Annotated in this window: 16 protein-coding genes and 1 pseudogene; 5 read left to right on the top strand and 12 right to left on the bottom strand. The window is 62.3% G+C overall.

The genetic code is table 11. From position 1 onward, the window contains the following. Window positions 1-196: 196 nt before the first annotated feature. The 3 genes from ACWTU9_RS20615 to ACWTU9_RS20605 form a co-directional block, all read right to left on the bottom strand. Window positions 197-835, bottom strand: a complete 639-nt coding sequence (locus tag ACWTU9_RS20615) for a PAS domain-containing protein (RefSeq protein WP_455859880.1) — start codon at window positions 833-835, stop codon at window positions 197-199. Window positions 836-1298: 463 nt separating this feature from the next. Then, window positions 1299-1592, bottom strand: a complete 294-nt coding sequence (locus ACWTU9_RS20610) for a MoaD/ThiS family protein (protein WP_455859879.1) — start codon at window positions 1590-1592, stop codon at window positions 1299-1301. A 5-nt stretch (window positions 1593-1597) separates the two neighbouring features. Continuing rightward, the gene (locus ACWTU9_RS20605; protein WP_455859878.1) at window positions 1598-2680 is read right to left on the bottom strand and encodes a WD40/YVTN/BNR-like repeat-containing protein; all 1083 of its coding nucleotides are present in this window, start codon (window positions 2678-2680) and stop codon (window positions 1598-1600) included. A 271-nt stretch (window positions 2681-2951) separates the two neighbouring features. Between ACWTU9_RS20605 and ACWTU9_RS20600 the strand changes: the two genes are divergently transcribed. Together ACWTU9_RS20600 and ACWTU9_RS20595 are read left to right on the top strand one after the other, a co-directional pair. Continuing rightward, window positions 2952-3719: a rhomboid family intramembrane serine protease gene (locus ACWTU9_RS20600; protein ID WP_455859877.1), complete on the top strand. Its 768-nt coding sequence runs from the start codon at window positions 2952-2954 to the stop codon at window positions 3717-3719. A gap of 111 nt (window positions 3720-3830) precedes the next feature. Beyond that, a complete protein-coding gene (locus tag ACWTU9_RS20595) occupies window positions 3831-4262 on the top strand; it encodes a CBS domain-containing protein (protein WP_454574048.1) in 432 nt (143 codons plus the stop codon). Between the two features lie 48 nt (window positions 4263-4310). On the opposite strand, the gene ACWTU9_RS20590 is transcribed toward ACWTU9_RS20595, so the two are convergent. Then, window positions 4311-4553: a YjhX family toxin gene (locus tag ACWTU9_RS20590; protein ID WP_455859948.1), complete on the bottom strand. Its 243-nt coding sequence runs from the start codon at window positions 4551-4553 to the stop codon at window positions 4311-4313. A 410-nt stretch (window positions 4554-4963) separates the two neighbouring features. On the opposite strand from ACWTU9_RS20590, the gene gatB reads away from it, so the two are divergent. Together gatB and ACWTU9_RS20580 are read left to right on the top strand one after the other, a co-directional pair. Continuing rightward, on the top strand, window positions 4964-6463 hold the full coding sequence (gatB, locus tag ACWTU9_RS20585) for an Asp-tRNA(Asn)/Glu-tRNA(Gln) amidotransferase subunit GatB (protein WP_454588550.1): 1500 nt from the start codon (window positions 4964-4966) through the stop codon (window positions 6461-6463). 4 nt (window positions 6464-6467) lie between these two features. Further along, a complete protein-coding gene (locus tag ACWTU9_RS20580; RefSeq protein ID WP_455859876.1) occupies window positions 6468-6968 on the top strand; it encodes an N-acetyltransferase family protein in 501 nt (166 codons plus the stop codon). Between the two features lies 1 nt (window position 6969). On the opposite strand, the gene ACWTU9_RS20575 is transcribed toward ACWTU9_RS20580, so the two are convergent. The 6 genes and pseudogenes from ACWTU9_RS20575 to ACWTU9_RS20550 form a co-directional block, all read right to left on the bottom strand. Further along, window positions 6970-8400: an ArnT family glycosyltransferase gene (locus ACWTU9_RS20575; RefSeq protein WP_455859875.1), complete on the bottom strand. Its 1431-nt coding sequence runs from the start codon at window positions 8398-8400 to the stop codon at window positions 6970-6972. Window positions 8401-8552: 152 nt separating this feature from the next. After that, window positions 8553-9713, bottom strand: coding sequence for a helix-turn-helix transcriptional regulator (locus ACWTU9_RS20570; RefSeq protein ID WP_455859874.1), 1161 nt, complete (start codon window positions 9711-9713; stop codon window positions 8553-8555). A 218-nt stretch (window positions 9714-9931) separates the two neighbouring features. Continuing rightward, window positions 9932-10450 (bottom strand): annotated as a pseudogene (locus ACWTU9_RS20565) (pantoate--beta-alanine ligase); the annotation flags it as partial. Window positions 10451-10607: 157 nt separating this feature from the next. Beyond that, the gene (locus ACWTU9_RS20560) at window positions 10608-11528 is read right to left on the bottom strand and encodes an SDR family NAD(P)-dependent oxidoreductase (protein WP_455859873.1); all 921 of its coding nucleotides are present in this window, start codon (window positions 11526-11528) and stop codon (window positions 10608-10610) included. After that, entirely contained in the window at window positions 11515-12174 is a 660-nt protein-coding gene (locus tag ACWTU9_RS20555) for an alpha/beta hydrolase (RefSeq protein ID WP_455859872.1), read from the bottom strand. The genes ACWTU9_RS20560 and ACWTU9_RS20555 overlap by 14 nt, the downstream gene beginning before the upstream one ends. Next, a complete protein-coding gene (locus ACWTU9_RS20550) occupies window positions 12123-12323 on the bottom strand; it encodes a hypothetical protein (RefSeq protein WP_455859871.1) in 201 nt (66 codons plus the stop codon). Before ACWTU9_RS20550 ends, ACWTU9_RS20555 begins: the two co-directional genes overlap by 52 nt. A gap of 185 nt (window positions 12324-12508) precedes the next feature. Here ACWTU9_RS20550 and ACWTU9_RS20545 point away from each other — a divergent pair, with 185 nt between their 5' ends. Beyond that, window positions 12509-13159, top strand: a complete 651-nt coding sequence (locus ACWTU9_RS20545) for a TetR/AcrR family transcriptional regulator (protein WP_455859870.1) — start codon at window positions 12509-12511, stop codon at window positions 13157-13159. Between the two features lie 102 nt (window positions 13160-13261). Here ACWTU9_RS20545 and panC read toward each other — a convergent pair whose 3' ends face one another. Beyond that, window positions 13262-14113: a pantoate--beta-alanine ligase gene (gene panC, locus ACWTU9_RS20540; RefSeq protein ID WP_455859869.1), complete on the bottom strand. Its 852-nt coding sequence runs from the start codon at window positions 14111-14113 to the stop codon at window positions 13262-13264. Beyond that, window positions 14110-14946 carry a 3-methyl-2-oxobutanoate hydroxymethyltransferase gene (gene panB / locus ACWTU9_RS20535; RefSeq protein ID WP_455859868.1) on the bottom strand — a complete coding sequence of 279 codons (837 nt, stop codon included), beginning with the start codon at window positions 14944-14946 and terminating at the stop codon, window positions 14110-14112. Before panB ends, panC begins: the two co-directional genes overlap by 4 nt. Window positions 14947-15053: the final 107 nt, after the last annotated feature.

Here is a 15053-nt window from a genome sequence, read left to right as displayed (position 1 = left end):
CGTGGAACTTCACGCCAAAACGCTACAGCAAATCAGGTTAACAAAGGGGAAAAGCGGGCCGCCTATACTTAAGATCAGGCCCTGGATTTGAGCCTAGAGCGCGTCCCGTCCGAACGGATTCAGGCGACGCGCGTCCTGCCTTTGTTCTTGTGCATGTCGTTTTCTCAAAATCAGGGCCACTTTTGAGCGATATGCATTATTCCCCACGCCCACCGTCGAACACCACGAGGTGGCGGATGCGTCGCGACCGACCGAGCGCCGAGATGGTCTCCGGCGCTTCGAGCTCGGTAGGCGCCAGCGAAGGAACGGATATTTCCGGCCGGTTTTTCAGGAATATCGGTTCCTTGTCGGGATCGATGACGCGGATGGCGTCGATCAGCGCGTCGGTGATCGGGTCGGCGCCCAGCCAAAACGGCTTTTCGACGGCGCTGATGACGCCGAGGCAGCGCGGGTTCTCGACGCCGCCGTCGAGCGGCAGCGCAAGCAGTTCGAAGCGGTTGGAACGGCCGTTGCGGCTGAGCCCTTCATAGGTGATGAGCACCACGGATTTTTGCTCGAAGACGCCGTGAATGAGCCGCGACATCAGCCGCTGGTCCTTGTCGCGCCACAGCGAGGGAAACGAAAAACCCTTGAGCTCGCGGCCGTAGCCGGCGCAAAGCCTGGTGCCGGCAAGCCGAAACACAGCTTCGCCGCGCGTATCCCTTTCCAGGATGAACGTGTCGGCCAAAAGCGTCTTGATATCGGCCGGTTCGACCTCCGAACGCTTTGGGGCAGGACGTCCATCACGCAGTCGGTTCCAATAATGGAACAGCGTGATTGATCCGTTCTGGTTCATGCTATGCAACTCCGCGCAATCTGCCTTCTGATGGTCCCATCGGTGAACAGAAAGGGCGCCCTCCGATGACCTACATGCGTTCCGGAGCAGGATGCGTGCCAGCGTCGTTAACACTTGTTCACGGGTCGGGGACGTTAAGGTTAACAAGTGGTTTACGTTGCGCGCCGACGGTCGTCGTGGCACACAAAAACCACTCCAGAAGCGGTCGTTTCGCGACGATCGGCAGCACTTCAGTCAGGAGTTTTAGGGGGAGCAGGGGGCTCGACCGGCCGTTCAAGGGAAACCTTGGACGGTTTCTTTTTTTGATTCGCGCCTGGTGATTCGCGGTCGAGGCGTGTTGCGGTCAGCCAGCAGCAACATTTGGCAATGGCGAAACGGTCGAGGATCCCGACGTCAAGCTTCCTGCCGTCGCCGAGCGATGAACGTGGCTGCCACCAGCTGGTCCCCAGGAGATATCCCTGGCCTAACCGCCGCTGATTGCTGTTAGGATAAAAACCTCGGTGCCGGGCGCGAGCCTGGTTTCCAGGGTTGCCTTCTCGCCATCGACGAAAACGTTCATATGACGGCGGATGGCAGGGCGGGAATCGCACATCCGGTCGCGCATGCCGGGCCAGAGCGCGTCCAGCCCGTCGATCATTTCCTTCACAGTCGAGGCCGGCAGTTCGACCCGGCGGCGCGCGCCAGGAAACAGGTCGATAAGCACGCCCGGGAGCCGTGCGATGACAAGGTGCACACTGCGGGCGGGGTTGTTCGACATTTGCCCTACTCGCCCACCACCATCGTCTCGACGGACAGAATCGTGGGCAGATGCTGAGCGATCTCCGACCAGTCTTCGCCTTCGTTGGCACTGGCAAAGAGCGAGCCGCCGCTGGTGCCGAAATAAACTCCGGCCGGCTCGAGGCTGTCGGTCGCCATAGCCTGCCGCAACACGCCGGCATAGCAGTTCTCCTGCGGCAGACCCCTGCGCTCGTCGAGCCATGTGGCGCCCGCATCCTCCGTCTTCCAGACCGCCGCCTTTGCGTCCGGCACGTAACGGCCGGCGCTGTCGCCATTGAGCGGCAGGAGGAAGAGCGTGTCGGCGTCGCGCGGATGCGTGGCCGCAGGAAAACCGAAGGTCGAGGGGAGGCCCTTCTCGATGCTCTGCCAGTTCTTGCCGCCATCGTCGGAGCGGTACATGCCGCAATGGTTCTGCTGGTAGAGCCGGTCGGGCTTGCTGGGCGCCATCACCAGACAGTGCACGCACTGGCCGAATTCTGGATAGTTTTGTCCTTCGGGCAGGAAGTCGGCGCGGGTGCCACGGTTACGTGGCTCCCACGTCTTGCCGCCGTCCCAGGTGTAGAACACGCCTGCGGACGAGATGCCCACCCAGATTTGCTTCTCGTCTCTGGGGTGCGTGACGATGGAATGAAGGATGAGGCCCGCGCCACCTGGGTTCCAGTCCTTGCGGCTTGGGTGATGCTGCAGGCCCTCGATGTGGCCCCAGGTGGCCCCGCCGTCGTCGGAGCGAAACAGGCCGGCCGGCTGCACGCCGGCATAGAGGCTGCCGTTGCGCCTGGCGAGGCTCCACACCGCCTTGATCGGTTCCTCGCCAGCCGCATAGGCCAAGCCCTCGCTGGAATGCGTCCAGGTCTGGCCAAGGTCGTCCGACTTCCAGACCGCCGGACCGAACCATTCGTTGCCGCCGGCGCCGTAGATCGCGCCGGTTTCGGGGTCGCCGACGACATGGTTCATCGGCCAGTGCTCGCAGAACGGACCGCGCAGCTTCCACGACCCGCGCTTGCCACCGCTCTCGGCGATGAAGGCGCCTTTTTTCGTGCCGATGAGCACGAGGATTTTTTCTGGCATTTTCTCCTCCCGATTGCGTTCCTTTCATCAAGGACGGCGGAGCGCCGGCCTGGCCGACAGGGCCAACGATTTTTTAGTCTAAACCCGTTGAGGCCAAGGTGAGAAGATATGCCGCCTCCCTGGCTCTTCCATCGAGGACAGCGCGATTTCTGCTGTCATCACCTGACGCCGCGCTGAAGCGCGCCATGCGAGGTGTTGGAGGATGCAGGGCAGTTTCAACCGAAGCATCCTTGCTCTAAAGCTCGCGCAACGAATCCCTGGACCCAAGTGAATGAGCGAACCGACAAGCCCCATCGAGACCGAACAGACCGAGGAGGCGCCGCCGCCGCGCCGCGAGCCGGTGTTCAACCTGCCACCGGTGGTGCTGGCGGTGATCGGCATCTGCGTCGCCGTCTTCCTGCTGCAGCAATATGTGCTGACCGAAGAGCAGCAGATAACATTGCTCACCGACGGGGCCTTCATTCCCGTCCTCTACACCGGCCAATACGGCTTCGACTGGTTCCTCTTCACCCGTCCTTTCACCTATGCCTTCATGCATGGCGGCCTTGCCCACATTGCCATCAACATGGTTGCGCTGGCCGCCTTCGGCTCGCCACTGGCCAACCGTCTCGGCTGGTTCCGGTTCGCATTGTTTTTCGCCGCCACCGGATTGGCCGCGGTGGTGCTGTTCTGGGCGGTTCACCCATTTGGCGAGGCGCCGCTGGTCGGCGCCTCCGGTGCGATATCGGGCATGATGGGTGCGGCGGCGCGTTTCGGGTTCCGTACCGACCGCTCGTCCGGCAGGGCTGCCTTTGCCAGTCCCGTGCTGCCGATCGCAATCGTTCTGCGCATGCGCGGCGTCGTCAATTTTCTCGGTGCCTGGATGGTCATCAATCTTGTCACCGGCCTTTACGGTCTCGGGCTCGGCGAGGCCGGCCAGATCGCCTGGGAGGCGCATATTGGCGGCCTTGTTGCCGGCTTCTTCGGATTGCGCTGGTTCGACCGGCGCTGGCAGGCGCCTGAATGGGAAATTCCCGAGGACCAGAGCACTCCCGACTAGCGCACCCGCTGGCGCACTTGAAAAGCAACCGATCACGGCGCACGATGTTCACTCTTATGTGAAGCCGGTCAGGGCGGGAGCTGGCTAGCCAAGCAGGAGGAGGAGGACGCCATGACGGTTAAGGCAATTCTCGAGAAAAAAGGCCATGACGTGTTCACGCTCGGGCCGAATGAAAAGCTGAGCGAGGCCATTCGAATCCTGGTCGACCACAAGATTGGTGCACTGGTCATCACCAATGGCGATCGCAAGATCGTCGGTATCCTTTCCGAGCGTGACATCGTGCGGGTGGTTGCCAAGGAAGGCGCTGCCGCACTTGATATCGCGGTGCGCTCGGCGATGACGCCGAAAGTGAAGATCTGCAACGAGAACCACACGGTCAACGAGGTGATGGAGATCATGACCCGAGGCCGGTTCCGCCATCTGCCGGTGGAAAAGGATGGGATGCTCGACGGCATCGTGTCGATCGGCGACGTGGTCAAGCGCCGCATCGAGGATGTCGAGCGCGAGGCCGAAGAAATCAGGGCCTATATTGCGACGGCCTGACCCGCGAAAGAGACCGCCGACCGGGAATACCGGCCGGCGGGGCTTATCTTATCGGTTGTCGAGTTCGGAGCGGACGAGCTGCAGCCCGCGCCTTGTGATGCGGTAGGGACCGCCATCGCAAGATGAAACCGCTTTCCTTCGCCTCAGTTTTCGAAACAGATCGAGATCGACGCCTGGATAGTGCCAGCCGTCGCGCGTCATGCACTTGACGTTTGCAATGCGTTTCGTGTTGTTCTTTTCGACTTCGATGCGCCCGCCCTGCGCGAGCAGGTGCAGGATGCGCTGTTCCAGAGCGCCGCGCGTCCTTTTGGACGCGCAAAGGACGCTGTGGCATTTATAATTGGCACATGATCCTTTCCGAAAATCGGTTCCGATTTTCGGGGTCATGTGCTGCGCGAAATTTCCATTGGAGAAATTCCCGGGAAAACGAAAAATGCCGCCGCCGCAAAGCTTCACGGCACGGGGTTTCAGGTCTTCTTGCCCTGCCTCGCTACGAGGTCAGGGCCTTACCGGGACTGAGCGTGAGTGGACATACACTCTCTATTGGGATGGGCGTCCTATAGGCGAAAGCAGCTGAAAAGGCCAGACTGCGGCTATGCGCTTCTTTGGGCGCTTGTCTCGCGAAGCGGTTTGCACTAGCGAAGGCCAACACCCAAATTCGCGAAATTCGCAATACTCGCGAGCTAGAACCGCAGGCCACCATGACCCTCATCGACACCCGCACGCCCGACGCCAAGCGCCTGATCCCCGGCGCCACCGGCGATTGGGAAATCATCATTGGTCTCGAAGTGCACGCGCAGGTCATTTCGGAAGCAAAATTGTTTTCCGGCGCATCGACCGCCTTCGGCGCGGCCCCCAACGCCAATGTCAGCCTGGTCGATGCGGCCATGCCGGGCATGCTGCCGGTCATCAATGAGGAATGCGTCAAGCAGGCGATCCGCACCGGTCTCGGGCTGAAGGCGCAGATCAACCACAAGTCGGTTTTCGACCGGAAGAACTATTTCTATCCCGATCTGCCGCAGGGCTATCAGATCTCCCAGTTCAAGCAGCCGATCGTCGGCGAAGGCACGGTGATCGTTTCTGTCGGCCCCGACCGCCAGGGCGAATTCGAGGACATCGAGGTCGGCATCGAGCGGCTGCACCTCGAGCAGGATGCGGGCAAGTCGATGCACGACCAGCATCCGACCATGTCCTATGTCGACCTCAACCGTTCTGGCGTGGCGCTGATGGAGATCGTCTCCAAGCCTGATCTGCGTTCCGGTGACGAGGCCAAGGCCTATGTCACCAAGCTGCGCACCATCATGCGTTATCTCGGCACCTGCGACGGCAACATGGACGAAGGCTCGATGCGCGCCGACGTCAACGTCTCGGTACGCCGGCCCGGTGGCGAGTTCGGCACGCGCTGCGAGATCAAGAACATGAACTCGATCCGCTTCATCGGCCAGGCCATCGACTATGAGGCGCGCCGCCAGATCGCCATCCTGGAGGACGGCGGCAAGATCGAGCAGGAAACGCGGCTGTACGATGCGGTCAAGGGCGAGACGCGCTCCATGCGTTCGAAGGAAGAGGCGCACGACTACCGCTATTTCCCCGACCCGGATCTTTTGCCGCTGGAATTCGACCAGGCCTATGTCGATGCGCTGGCCAAGGACCTGCCGGAACTGCCCGACGACAAGAAGGCGCGGCTGGTCTCTTCGCTCGGGCTGTCGACCTACGACGCCTCGATCCTGGTGTCGGAAAAGCCGATCGCCGACTATTTCGAGCAGGTGGCCAGCGGTCGCGATGGCAAGCTTGCCGCCAACTGGGTCATCAACGATCTGCTCGGGCAGCTCAACAAAGCCGGAAAAGACATTGAAAACGCTCCGGTTTCGCCGGAGCAACTCGGGGCTGTCATCGATCTGATCAAGGAAGGCACCATCTCCGGCAAGATCGCCAAGGACCTGTTCGAGATCGTCTGGAACGAGGGCGGCGATCCGCGCCAGCTGGTCGAAAGCCGCGGCATGAAGCAGGTTACCGACACCGGCGCCATCGAGAAGGCGGTAGACGAGGTTATTGCCGCCAACCCCGACAAGGTCGAGCAGGCGCGGGCGAAGCCGACAATGGCCGGCTGGTTCGTTGGCCAGGTGATGAAGGCAACCGGCGGCAAGGCCAACCCGCAGGCGGTCAACGATCTGGTCAAGACCAAGCTCGGCATCGAGTAAAACGATGTTCGTCCGCACCGCTGGGGAACGCGACCTTGCCGCCATCCGCGCGCTGCTGGTCGAAACCTGGCACGCGACGTATGACGCCATTTATGGCGTCGAGCGGGTGACTGAGATCACCGACGACTGGCATTCGATCGCCTCGCTCAAAGCGCGGCTGACCAGGCCGAACTCGGAATTCCTGGTCGCCGACGATGGCAAGCGGCTCGGCGGCATGGCTTTCGCCGCCGCCACGACGGATGCGAAGATCGTGCTGTTGAACCAGCTCTATGTGTTGCCCGCCTGCCAGCGGCAAGGCATCGGCCAAGCCCTGCTGGAAGAGGTCGAGGCCAGCTTTCCGGAGGCGAACACGTTGCGCGTCGAGGTGGAGGAGGCCAACAAGCAGGCCATCGCCTTCTACCGCTCGAACGGATTTCTGCCGGCAGGCAGCACCGCCGATTGCGGCGGCGGTTCGGGATTGCCTGCGCTGATCTTCGAGAAGCCGCTGGGAGAAGCGTCGGACTGACTCAGTGCTGTCCTTTCAGGACGACCAGATAGCCGCGCTCCACCGGCTGTCGAAAGGCGATCTGCTCGGAGGCGCCTGGATCATTTGGCTGCTTTTCAATGACATAGCCGCCGGGGTGGGATTTGAGCCACTCCTCAGGTTTGTCGGCGTTCTCGAACGGCTTCTCCATGCCTGCAAGGAAACCGACCTCGCCCTGATAGTCGAATGCGACGGCCCAGTCCGCGTCCTTTCGCTCATCGATGAAGTTCGCCAGCGGCGTCAGATCGTAGCGTTTGAACGCGGTCGCCGAGGCGACGGCGTGGCCGATGCCGAAAATGGCAAGCATGATCAAGGCCGTGCCTTTCAGCCTGAAGAGTGAAATCTCGGCCATGAAATAGCCAAGCAGGATGGTTGCAAAGGGCAGTGCCGGCACCAGATAGTGCGGCTGCTTGCCGGATATGGCGCTGAAGACCAGCAGCACCGCAATGAAAGAGAATGAAAGCAGGCGCAGGGCGCGCAGATCCGGCGACGTTGTGTCGATCAGCTTGCGTATCCCGGTGATCGGTCTCAGTCGCCACACCGGTGGGATAAAGGCCCAGGGCACAAAAATGAGCGGCAGCAGCAACAGATAAAAATAAAATGGCCGGCCATGCGCATTGTGCAGGTTTCCGGTCACCCGGCCCGCCGACTGGTTCCAGACAAGATCGTAAACGAAAGACCCCTTGGTCAGAATGGTCGCCGGCACCAGCCAGATGGACACCGGAATGAGAGCGGCGAGAACTGCAAGGCCCGCTCCGGCAAAGAACTGCAAAGGGGCAAGGCCGGCGCGCCGATCGCGCCAAAGGGGATAGAGCAGGATGGGCGCGCCGATATGGATGAGCACGACCGGGCCCTTGGCCAGCACGCCGAGCCCGATGAACAGACCCGCCAGCACCGCCTTCCAAAGGTTGCCGCTCCTGGCAAAGGCCAGCAATGACAGCAGGGCAGCCAGCACACAGGCCGTGAGCAGCATGTCGAAGAGGATGAGGGTTGAATAAATGACGAACACCGTGCTGCCGGCAATCAGCCAGGGGATGCAGCTCGATATATCCGGGCGCTCTGGAAAGAGGGTTTTGGCGAGCAAGGTCGTCAACCAGATGACCAGTGACGAGGCAGCGAACACGACGAGCATCGCCGCTGCACGGCTGACGCCGAAGAGGCTCCAGGCGAGGTCGATGAGCCAAAACAGCAGCGGCGGCTTTTGCAGATAGGGTGCGAAGTTCATCGTCGGCACGAAGGCATGGCCGCTGATATGCATTTCCCACGCGACGGTGAGATAGCGCGTCTCGTCGACCGGCAATAGCGGGCGCAAAGCGAGTGCGATGCAAAGCAGGGTCAGCAAAAAAAGGTAAGGCAGCAGCTGTTCTATGCGTGTCGCTATCAACTCGGGAACCGTGCCAGAGATTGTTGTCACGTCCGGTCGGGCACGATGCGCGCCGTCTCCGGGTCGGGACAGGACCGCACCATGATTTTGGCCGAATTGCAACAATGCCGGCTTAGTATTGTGGATTATGCCGCCTTGCCGGCAAATACTTGAAAAATATGCCGATTAGCCTTGTGTGTGGCTCAGATCGCGCGCAGCGGCGGCGTCAATTCGCGCATCAGTAGCGCCAGCTCTCGTTGGTCGCCGGTGGCGGTCTTGTCGAAGATCGTCGCCAGCTGTGATTTGACGGTGCCGTCCGAGACGCCGTTGGCTGCCGCGATTTCGCGGCGCGTCAGACCGGCGGCGACGTGGCCGGCGACGCGCTTTTCCGCCGCGGTCAATGCGAACAGCGCTGCGATCGCTTCCAGCGCCGGCACGGGTGTTGCGCCGGCGGCGGCGATGAAGATGGCGGCGGCGGCGCGCTGCGACATGCGGGCCGAAATGTCACGCCGGGCCAGCGGCATGACATGCGCCACCGCCGGAGCCATGGCCCGCACCAAGGGAATGTTGATGCCGGAAGGTCCGAGCGCGAATTCGTTGCGGTTGCCGAGGTGGACGGCGTTGCCGATCGCCGTGTTGGCATTGGCACAGGTGAACCAAAGCTGGCCGCGTACCGAGGACACCGAGGTGTTTTGCGCGAGCAGTGCCTCGGCCGCCGGGTTGGCGAAGATGATCTGCATGTCGTCAGCGACGATCAGCACCGGATGGTCGAGGCTCTCGATGATCGAGCGAAAGACGTCGGACTTGCGCCGCTCGGCCTCGAACAGGTCGCCGATGGTCACCGCACGCCGGACATGGGGTGCGAGCGTGGAAATCAGATCGAGATCCCGGGTTGAGATCTGCGGCCTGTCCTTGTCGGTCACCACCATCAGCATGCCGGTGCGCGCCGGCTGCTTCATCAGCGCCACCCAGAAGAAATCGTCGAGACGATTGGGTTCCACCCACTCGCGCACGATGCGGCTTTCGATCCAGGTCTGCCGGGCATCGGGGCCTTGCAGCGCATAGACGCTATCGACGGTGAACGGCACGTCTATGTCCATTTTCGGCACCGCCTTGAAGAAAGGCACTTCGGAGGCGTAATCGCGTTGCAACGCCTCGAGCATGGCGGGGTCGCCGCAACACACCGAAAACCGCGCCGAATTGCTTGATGTGTCGACGACCGCCAGCATGGCAAGCCGGCCGATCGCCAATTTGCAGATTGATTCAAGCGTCGACTGCCACCGGCCGACATCGGCAATCGAATCGTAAATTGCCTCGACGATCTGCGGCAGAGCGCGACCGTTGATGTTGGGCTGGATAGACATGGAGCCTCGTTTGCATCGCAGCGTAGTGGCAGGTCACACATTATCTCCGCCTGAGGTAACACAACATTGCCGGGTACGCCGCGTCTGTGAAACATCTCACAACGACGTTTTGGTGTGTTATCGCTATCAGACCAGCCGATATGACCCTGAATGATCGCTGTTTACGGGCGCTCGCGCCAATCTGCGATAAAAATCAAAGTGAATGGTTTTGGAATTTTTCAGGGAATAAATGGGGAAACTTCCACATTGTCGATCAGCCTGGTCTTGCCAAGCCAGGCCGCAGTGAGGAGGCGGCCGTCGCTGTCACGCCGCCAGGGGGCGAGGGTCAGGCTCTCGCGCGCCGCGACATAGTCGACCCTGTCGAAGCCTGCATCGAGAAGCGCGGCGGCGGCCTTGGCCGTCACGCTGCTTTCGTCGGTGCCGGATGCAAGTGCCGCCGCCGCCTGGCGCAGGATGACATTGAGCTGGCGCGCGACGCCGAGTTCGGCGGCGCCAAGATAGGCGTTGCGCGACGACATTGCGAGGCCGTGCGCATCGCGCACGGATGGCGCGCCGACAATATCCACCGGCAGGTCGAGATCGCGGCAGAGTTTTCGGACGACGCAAAGCTGCTGGTAGTCCTTTTCGCCGAAGACGGCGCAATCGGGCAGGGCTTGCAGAAACAGCTTGGCCACAACTGTGGCGACGCCCTCGAAGAAGGTCGGCCTGAAATCCGATTCCAGCTCCGAAGACGGGCCGCGTCTAGTTCGGCGTATCAGGGGGTATCAATTCCTGCCGGACAGGCGTGTTTGATAGACTGCCTACAAATAAACCGCTGACAAATAGCCCGCCTCGCCCCCTGGAAGCGCTGGGCGGAGTGCGTGGCGCGATGAGGCCCTTCACCTCCTCGCCGATTCATCCAACGCTGCTGCGCTTAGTGGTGCTCATCGATACGTCAACATTGCCGGAATGACCCTCATGAGCTTTTGCGGGCAAGTTCCATCCGGTGGACGATGCCAGCTTGATGGCTTGCTGGATGTTTGTGCCACGGAACCCGGCGCGCTCGATAAAGCGCCGAAAGAGTCCGGGCGCTTTTGCGATGATGGTATTTCGCTTGGGCACGACCACCATGTCCGCGCGCCGCTCGATGCCAGCCACAATGTCGCGCACGACTGCTTCGCGCGAAACCATTTTCCAAACGCCCTTGTCATTTCCACCCCACAAGGCACGGCCGGCGGGATCGGCCACTACGCCGTCCATCATCGGTGTTGGGAAAAAGGTGGGATGCACGCTGCCGACGCCGACTCCCAGATGCTGCAATTCCAGGCGGACGCTATCGCACAGGGCCCAAACTCCTGCCTTGCTGGAAGTGTAGGACGCCTGGAGCGGCGAATGGACGAAGGCAGCCATCGACGAAACGCCCAAGAGGTAGCCCTGCCGCTTCTGCACATAAGGCAGGCCGGCGCGGAAGGTGCGCCAGACGCCGTTAAGGTTGATGTCGACGACGCGCTCGAATGCCTCCGGATTGAGCGTGGCCATGGGCGCCATGGTGTCGATGCCTGCGTTGGCGATCACCACGTCGATGTGGCCGAAATGCGCCGCGGCTTCCGCCATGGCCGCCTCCAGGCTCTCCATGCTGCGCACGTTGGCGGTCCAGCCGCGGGCTAGGGAGAGGCCGCCCAAGGTCTTTGCCTGCACCTCGACCCTGGCCAAGTCCAGGTCGAACAATGCCAGGCGGGCACCCTTGGCGAGCAGTGCCGCGGCGAGCGCTGATCCTAAGCCGCCGGTGGCGCCGGTGATGGCCACGACCCGATTGATCAAATCATATTTCGACAAGGTTCATCCTTTCAGTGGGGATATGGCGCTTGAGGAAATCGAGCTGATCGGCCACCACCCGTTCGAAGGCTTCGCCGACGTAGATGTCGAAATGGCCGGCCCGATACAGGCGCACTACGCCGCGCGGCGCCTTCTTGGCATAGCGCTGGGTCGGCCCGGCGGGCGCGACAGAGTCGGTCTCGCAGATGCAGAAAAGAATCGGGCAGGAGACCTTTGCTGCCCGGCGACCGGGACGGTAGCGAAGGATGTTCACCGCGAAGCGCGCTGCGACGTGGTTGCGGAAGGAAAATTCGCTCGGCACCAGGGCCAGATAGCCGCCATGAGCGTCGGGCGCGGTCATGAGGGCGGCGGAATGTGGCGGGCCGGAAGTGGCCACCATCAAGGGTGTCATTCCGACTGTGCCGCGCAGCTTGTCCAAGATGGCCATCGCCGTCACTTTGAGGCTGCTGCGCAAATCCATCGCAAGGGCGGAGGCGATGCCGTCGGTGAAGGGACATTGGGCAATGGCAGCCGCCACTTTCTGGTCGCGCGCGGCGGAGGCAATGACATGGCCGCCGCCGAAGGAGGTGCCCCACAGGACTACCTTGTTGCGCATTAGGTTGGGCTGCTGCCGTGCAAAGGCAATTGCGCTGGACCAGTCTTCCAACTGCCGATGTCCAGCAACTGCCGGGGAGCCCCCTCGCTCGCCCCGAAATTGCGGTAGTCGAAGACCAAGCATGCGTAGCCGGCGTCGGAAAAGCGTTCGGCAAACGCATCTAGGCGCATCTCCTTGATGCCGCCCAGGCCGTGCGCCATGACAATGACGGGGAAGGGCCCGTTCCCCTCCGGTTCATAAAGCCAGCCCCGGCACCGCTCTCTTCGCTGGCCAGAAAAGAACTCTACGTTCGCTCGGCGCCTCATTCTTCCCCCGATATGTCGATGTATGAGAACATTAGGGTCACCAACAAAATTGCAACACGATATTGTAATAGGTTCCAAACATGGAAGTCAATCCAATAAAGAACGAAGCGGGCCGGGAAAAGGAGACTCGAACCCAGCGCAAGGCCAAGGCTACCCGGTTGTCGATCCTGGAAGCTGCGGAGACTTTGCTAGCGGAAGGGGGGCGCGAAGCGGTCACCCTGGAGGCGGTCGCAACACGTGCCGACGTGGCGGTGCAGACCTTATACAACCGGGTCGGCGGTCTCTCGGCGCTGTTAATCGCCGTGGCCGAGCGCGCGCTGGAAGAGAATCGGCAATACATGGATGCCGCGTATGCCTCGCCGGGCGGGGTGGAAGATCGCTTGTACGCGGTGGCGGCGGCCTATACCAACTTCGCCAAGGAACGCCCGCACCAGTTTCGTATCCTGGTCGAGCCGCCGAACGAGCCTGAGGCGCTGACGCGGATCGCGAACTTGATCCGGGAGCAAAATGCCAAGTTGGGCGCCTTGATCCGCCGGGGCATTGACGAGGCGGTCATCGATGGCGGGTTCGCCCCTGAACTCACTTCCACCGCCCTATGGACCATGATGAATGGCGTATTGAGCCTGATGTGGCGCACCGACAGCCTGCGGGCAGACGCCGCGCAAATTGACGCCATGTTCGGCACGGTGATGAAGATTCTCACCGACGGCCTCAAGAAGCGCGGGGTGTGAAACCCACCGCGTGTTCCAGTGACACATGAGCAACCCGATAACTTCGGTGGCGCGTCCTGCGGCGACAGCTCGCGGATCGGCAGCCGATCGGACCGCAGGCGCTCAGGCGGAGGGAATTTCCACATTGTCGATCAGCCGGGTGGTGCCGAGCCAGGCTGCCGCAAGCAGGCGGCCGTCGCGGTCTTGCTGCCAGGTCGCGAGCGTGACGCTCGCGCGGGCCGCGACGTAATCGACTTTCCGGAAGCCGGCGGAGATAAGCGCCTTTGCGGCGGCATCGGTGGCGCCGGCCTCGTCCGCGCCGGCCGAAAGCGCCGCCGCCGTGCGGCGCAGGATTATGTTGAGCTGGCGCGCGATGTCGAGCTCGGCCTCGCCGAGATAGGCATTGCGCGACGACATGGCGAGGCCGTGCGCGTCCCGCACGGTCAGGGCGCCGACGATCTCGACGGGCAGGTCGAGATCGCGGCAGAGCTGCCTGACGACGCAAAGCTGCTGGTAGTCCTTTTCGCCGAACACCGCGAAATCGGGCGCCGCCTGCAGGAAGAGCTTGGCCACAACCGCGGCGACGCCCTCGAAGAAGGTCGGCCTGAAATCCGATTCCAGCCCCGAAGACGGGCCGCCGACCGAAATCCTGGTGGCGAAACCCGCCGGGTACATTTCGGAGACCGTCGGGGTGAAGGCAAGATGGGCGCCGGCTTGCGCCAGCTGGTCGAGGTCTCGGGCCAACTGGCGAGGATACTTGTCGAGGTCTTCGGTGGGCGCGAACTGGGCCGGATTGACGAAGATCGAGACGATGCAGCGATCGGCGGTCGAAAGCGCGGCCCTGACCAGCGAGATATGGCCGTCATGCAGCGCGCCCATGGTCGGCACCAGGGCAACGCTGAGCCCGTCGCGCCGCCAGTCGCGGATCACGGCGCGAAGGGCAAGCACAGTGTCGACAACGACAGGCTGGTTCATGCGTTGTCCTTGCCCGCTTTGGCTGAAAAGACATGGCCCGGTCCGGGAAAGGTGCGATTGCGCACCTCCGCCGCGTAACGAGCGGCGGCATCGGCGACCACGCCGCGCAAGTCAGCGTATTCCTTGACGAATTTCGGCACCCTGTCGACGGTCAGGCCGATCATGTCGTCGATCACCAGGATCTGGCCGTCGCAATCGCTGCTGGCGCCGATGCCGATGGTCGGAATGGCGATATGCCGGGTGAGATCGGCGGCCACAGTCTCGACGGTACCTTCGATGACGAGCGAAAATGCGCCGGCCTTTTCGACCGCATCGGCGTCGCGCATGAGGGCTGCCACATTCTCCGGCGTACGGCCCTTGATCTTGTAGCCGCCGTCCTTTTCCACCGATTGCGGCTGCAAGCCGATATGGCCCATCACCGGAATGCCGGCGGCGACGATCGCCGCGATCTGACCGGCGACGTCGACGCCGCCTTCCAGCTTCACGGCCTGGCAGCCGGTAGCTTCGGAAATGCGGCGCGCCGAGGCAACGGCTTGCGCGGCCGAATTCTCATAGCTGCCGGCCGGCATGTCGACCACCACGCAGGCCTTTGCCGAGCCGCGCATCACGGCCTGGCCATGGGCGATCATCATCTCCAGCGAGGCGCCGAGCGTGGTCTCGTGGCCATGCAGCACCATGGCAACGCTGTCGCCGACCAGAAGAAGGTCGACATGGTCGTCGAGCAGGCGGGCGACGGGATAGGTGTAAGCGGTCAGGCAGACGATCGGCACGCCGCCCTTGCGGGTGCGTATCGTCTCCGCGCTGATCCTGGCGACCGACGCGTCTGGGGCCATTCCTCACCTCCCGCACCCGGCGTTGACCAGCGCCGGGCAGTCAGAGCTTTAGGAAGACGCAGCCGGCTTGGCAAGTGTGGTGTTCGCAGGTGCGAAATGGATCGACC

The organism is Mesorhizobium sp. 128a (genome assembly GCF_053848025.1).
Note: the sequence above shows the minus strand (reverse complement) of the source record. Positions and strands in the feature narration are given on the sequence as shown.

Excerpts from the sequence above, each read along its gene's own strand:
- panB (WP_455859868.1), bottom strand. The coding sequence starts at position 14,946 with ATGGCCCCAGACGCGTCGGTCGCCAGGATCAGCGCGGAGACGATACGC.
- ACWTU9_RS20615 (WP_455859880.1), bottom strand. The coding sequence starts at position 835 with ATGAACCAGAACGGATCAATCACGCTGTTCCATTATTGGAACCGACTG.
- ACWTU9_RS20610 (WP_455859879.1), bottom strand. The coding sequence starts at position 1,592 with ATGTCGAACAACCCCGCCCGCAGTGTGCACCTTGTCATCGCACGGCTC.
- panC (WP_455859869.1), bottom strand. The coding sequence starts at position 14,113 with ATGAACCAGCCTGTCGTTGTCGACACTGTGCTTGCCCTTCGCGCCGTG.
- ACWTU9_RS20570 (WP_455859874.1), bottom strand. The coding sequence starts at position 9,713 with ATGTCTATCCAGCCCAACATCAACGGTCGCGCTCTGCCGCAGATCGTC.
- gatB (WP_454588550.1), top strand. The coding sequence starts at position 4,964 with ATGACCCTCATCGACACCCGCACGCCCGACGCCAAGCGCCTGATCCCC.
- ACWTU9_RS20600 (WP_455859877.1), top strand. The coding sequence starts at position 2,952 with ATGAGCGAACCGACAAGCCCCATCGAGACCGAACAGACCGAGGAGGCG.
- ACWTU9_RS20550 (WP_455859871.1), bottom strand. The coding sequence starts at position 12,323 with ATGGCGCACGGCCTGGGCGGCATCAAGGAGATGCGCCTAGATGCGTTT.
- ACWTU9_RS20580 (WP_455859876.1), top strand. The coding sequence starts at position 6,468 with ATGTTCGTCCGCACCGCTGGGGAACGCGACCTTGCCGCCATCCGCGCG.
- ACWTU9_RS20595 (WP_454574048.1), top strand. The coding sequence starts at position 3,831 with ATGACGGTTAAGGCAATTCTCGAGAAAAAAGGCCATGACGTGTTCACG.
- ACWTU9_RS20605 (WP_455859878.1), bottom strand. The coding sequence starts at position 2,680 with ATGCCAGAAAAAATCCTCGTGCTCATCGGCACGAAAAAAGGCGCCTTC.
- ACWTU9_RS20545 (WP_455859870.1), top strand. The coding sequence starts at position 12,509 with ATGGAAGTCAATCCAATAAAGAACGAAGCGGGCCGGGAAAAGGAGACT.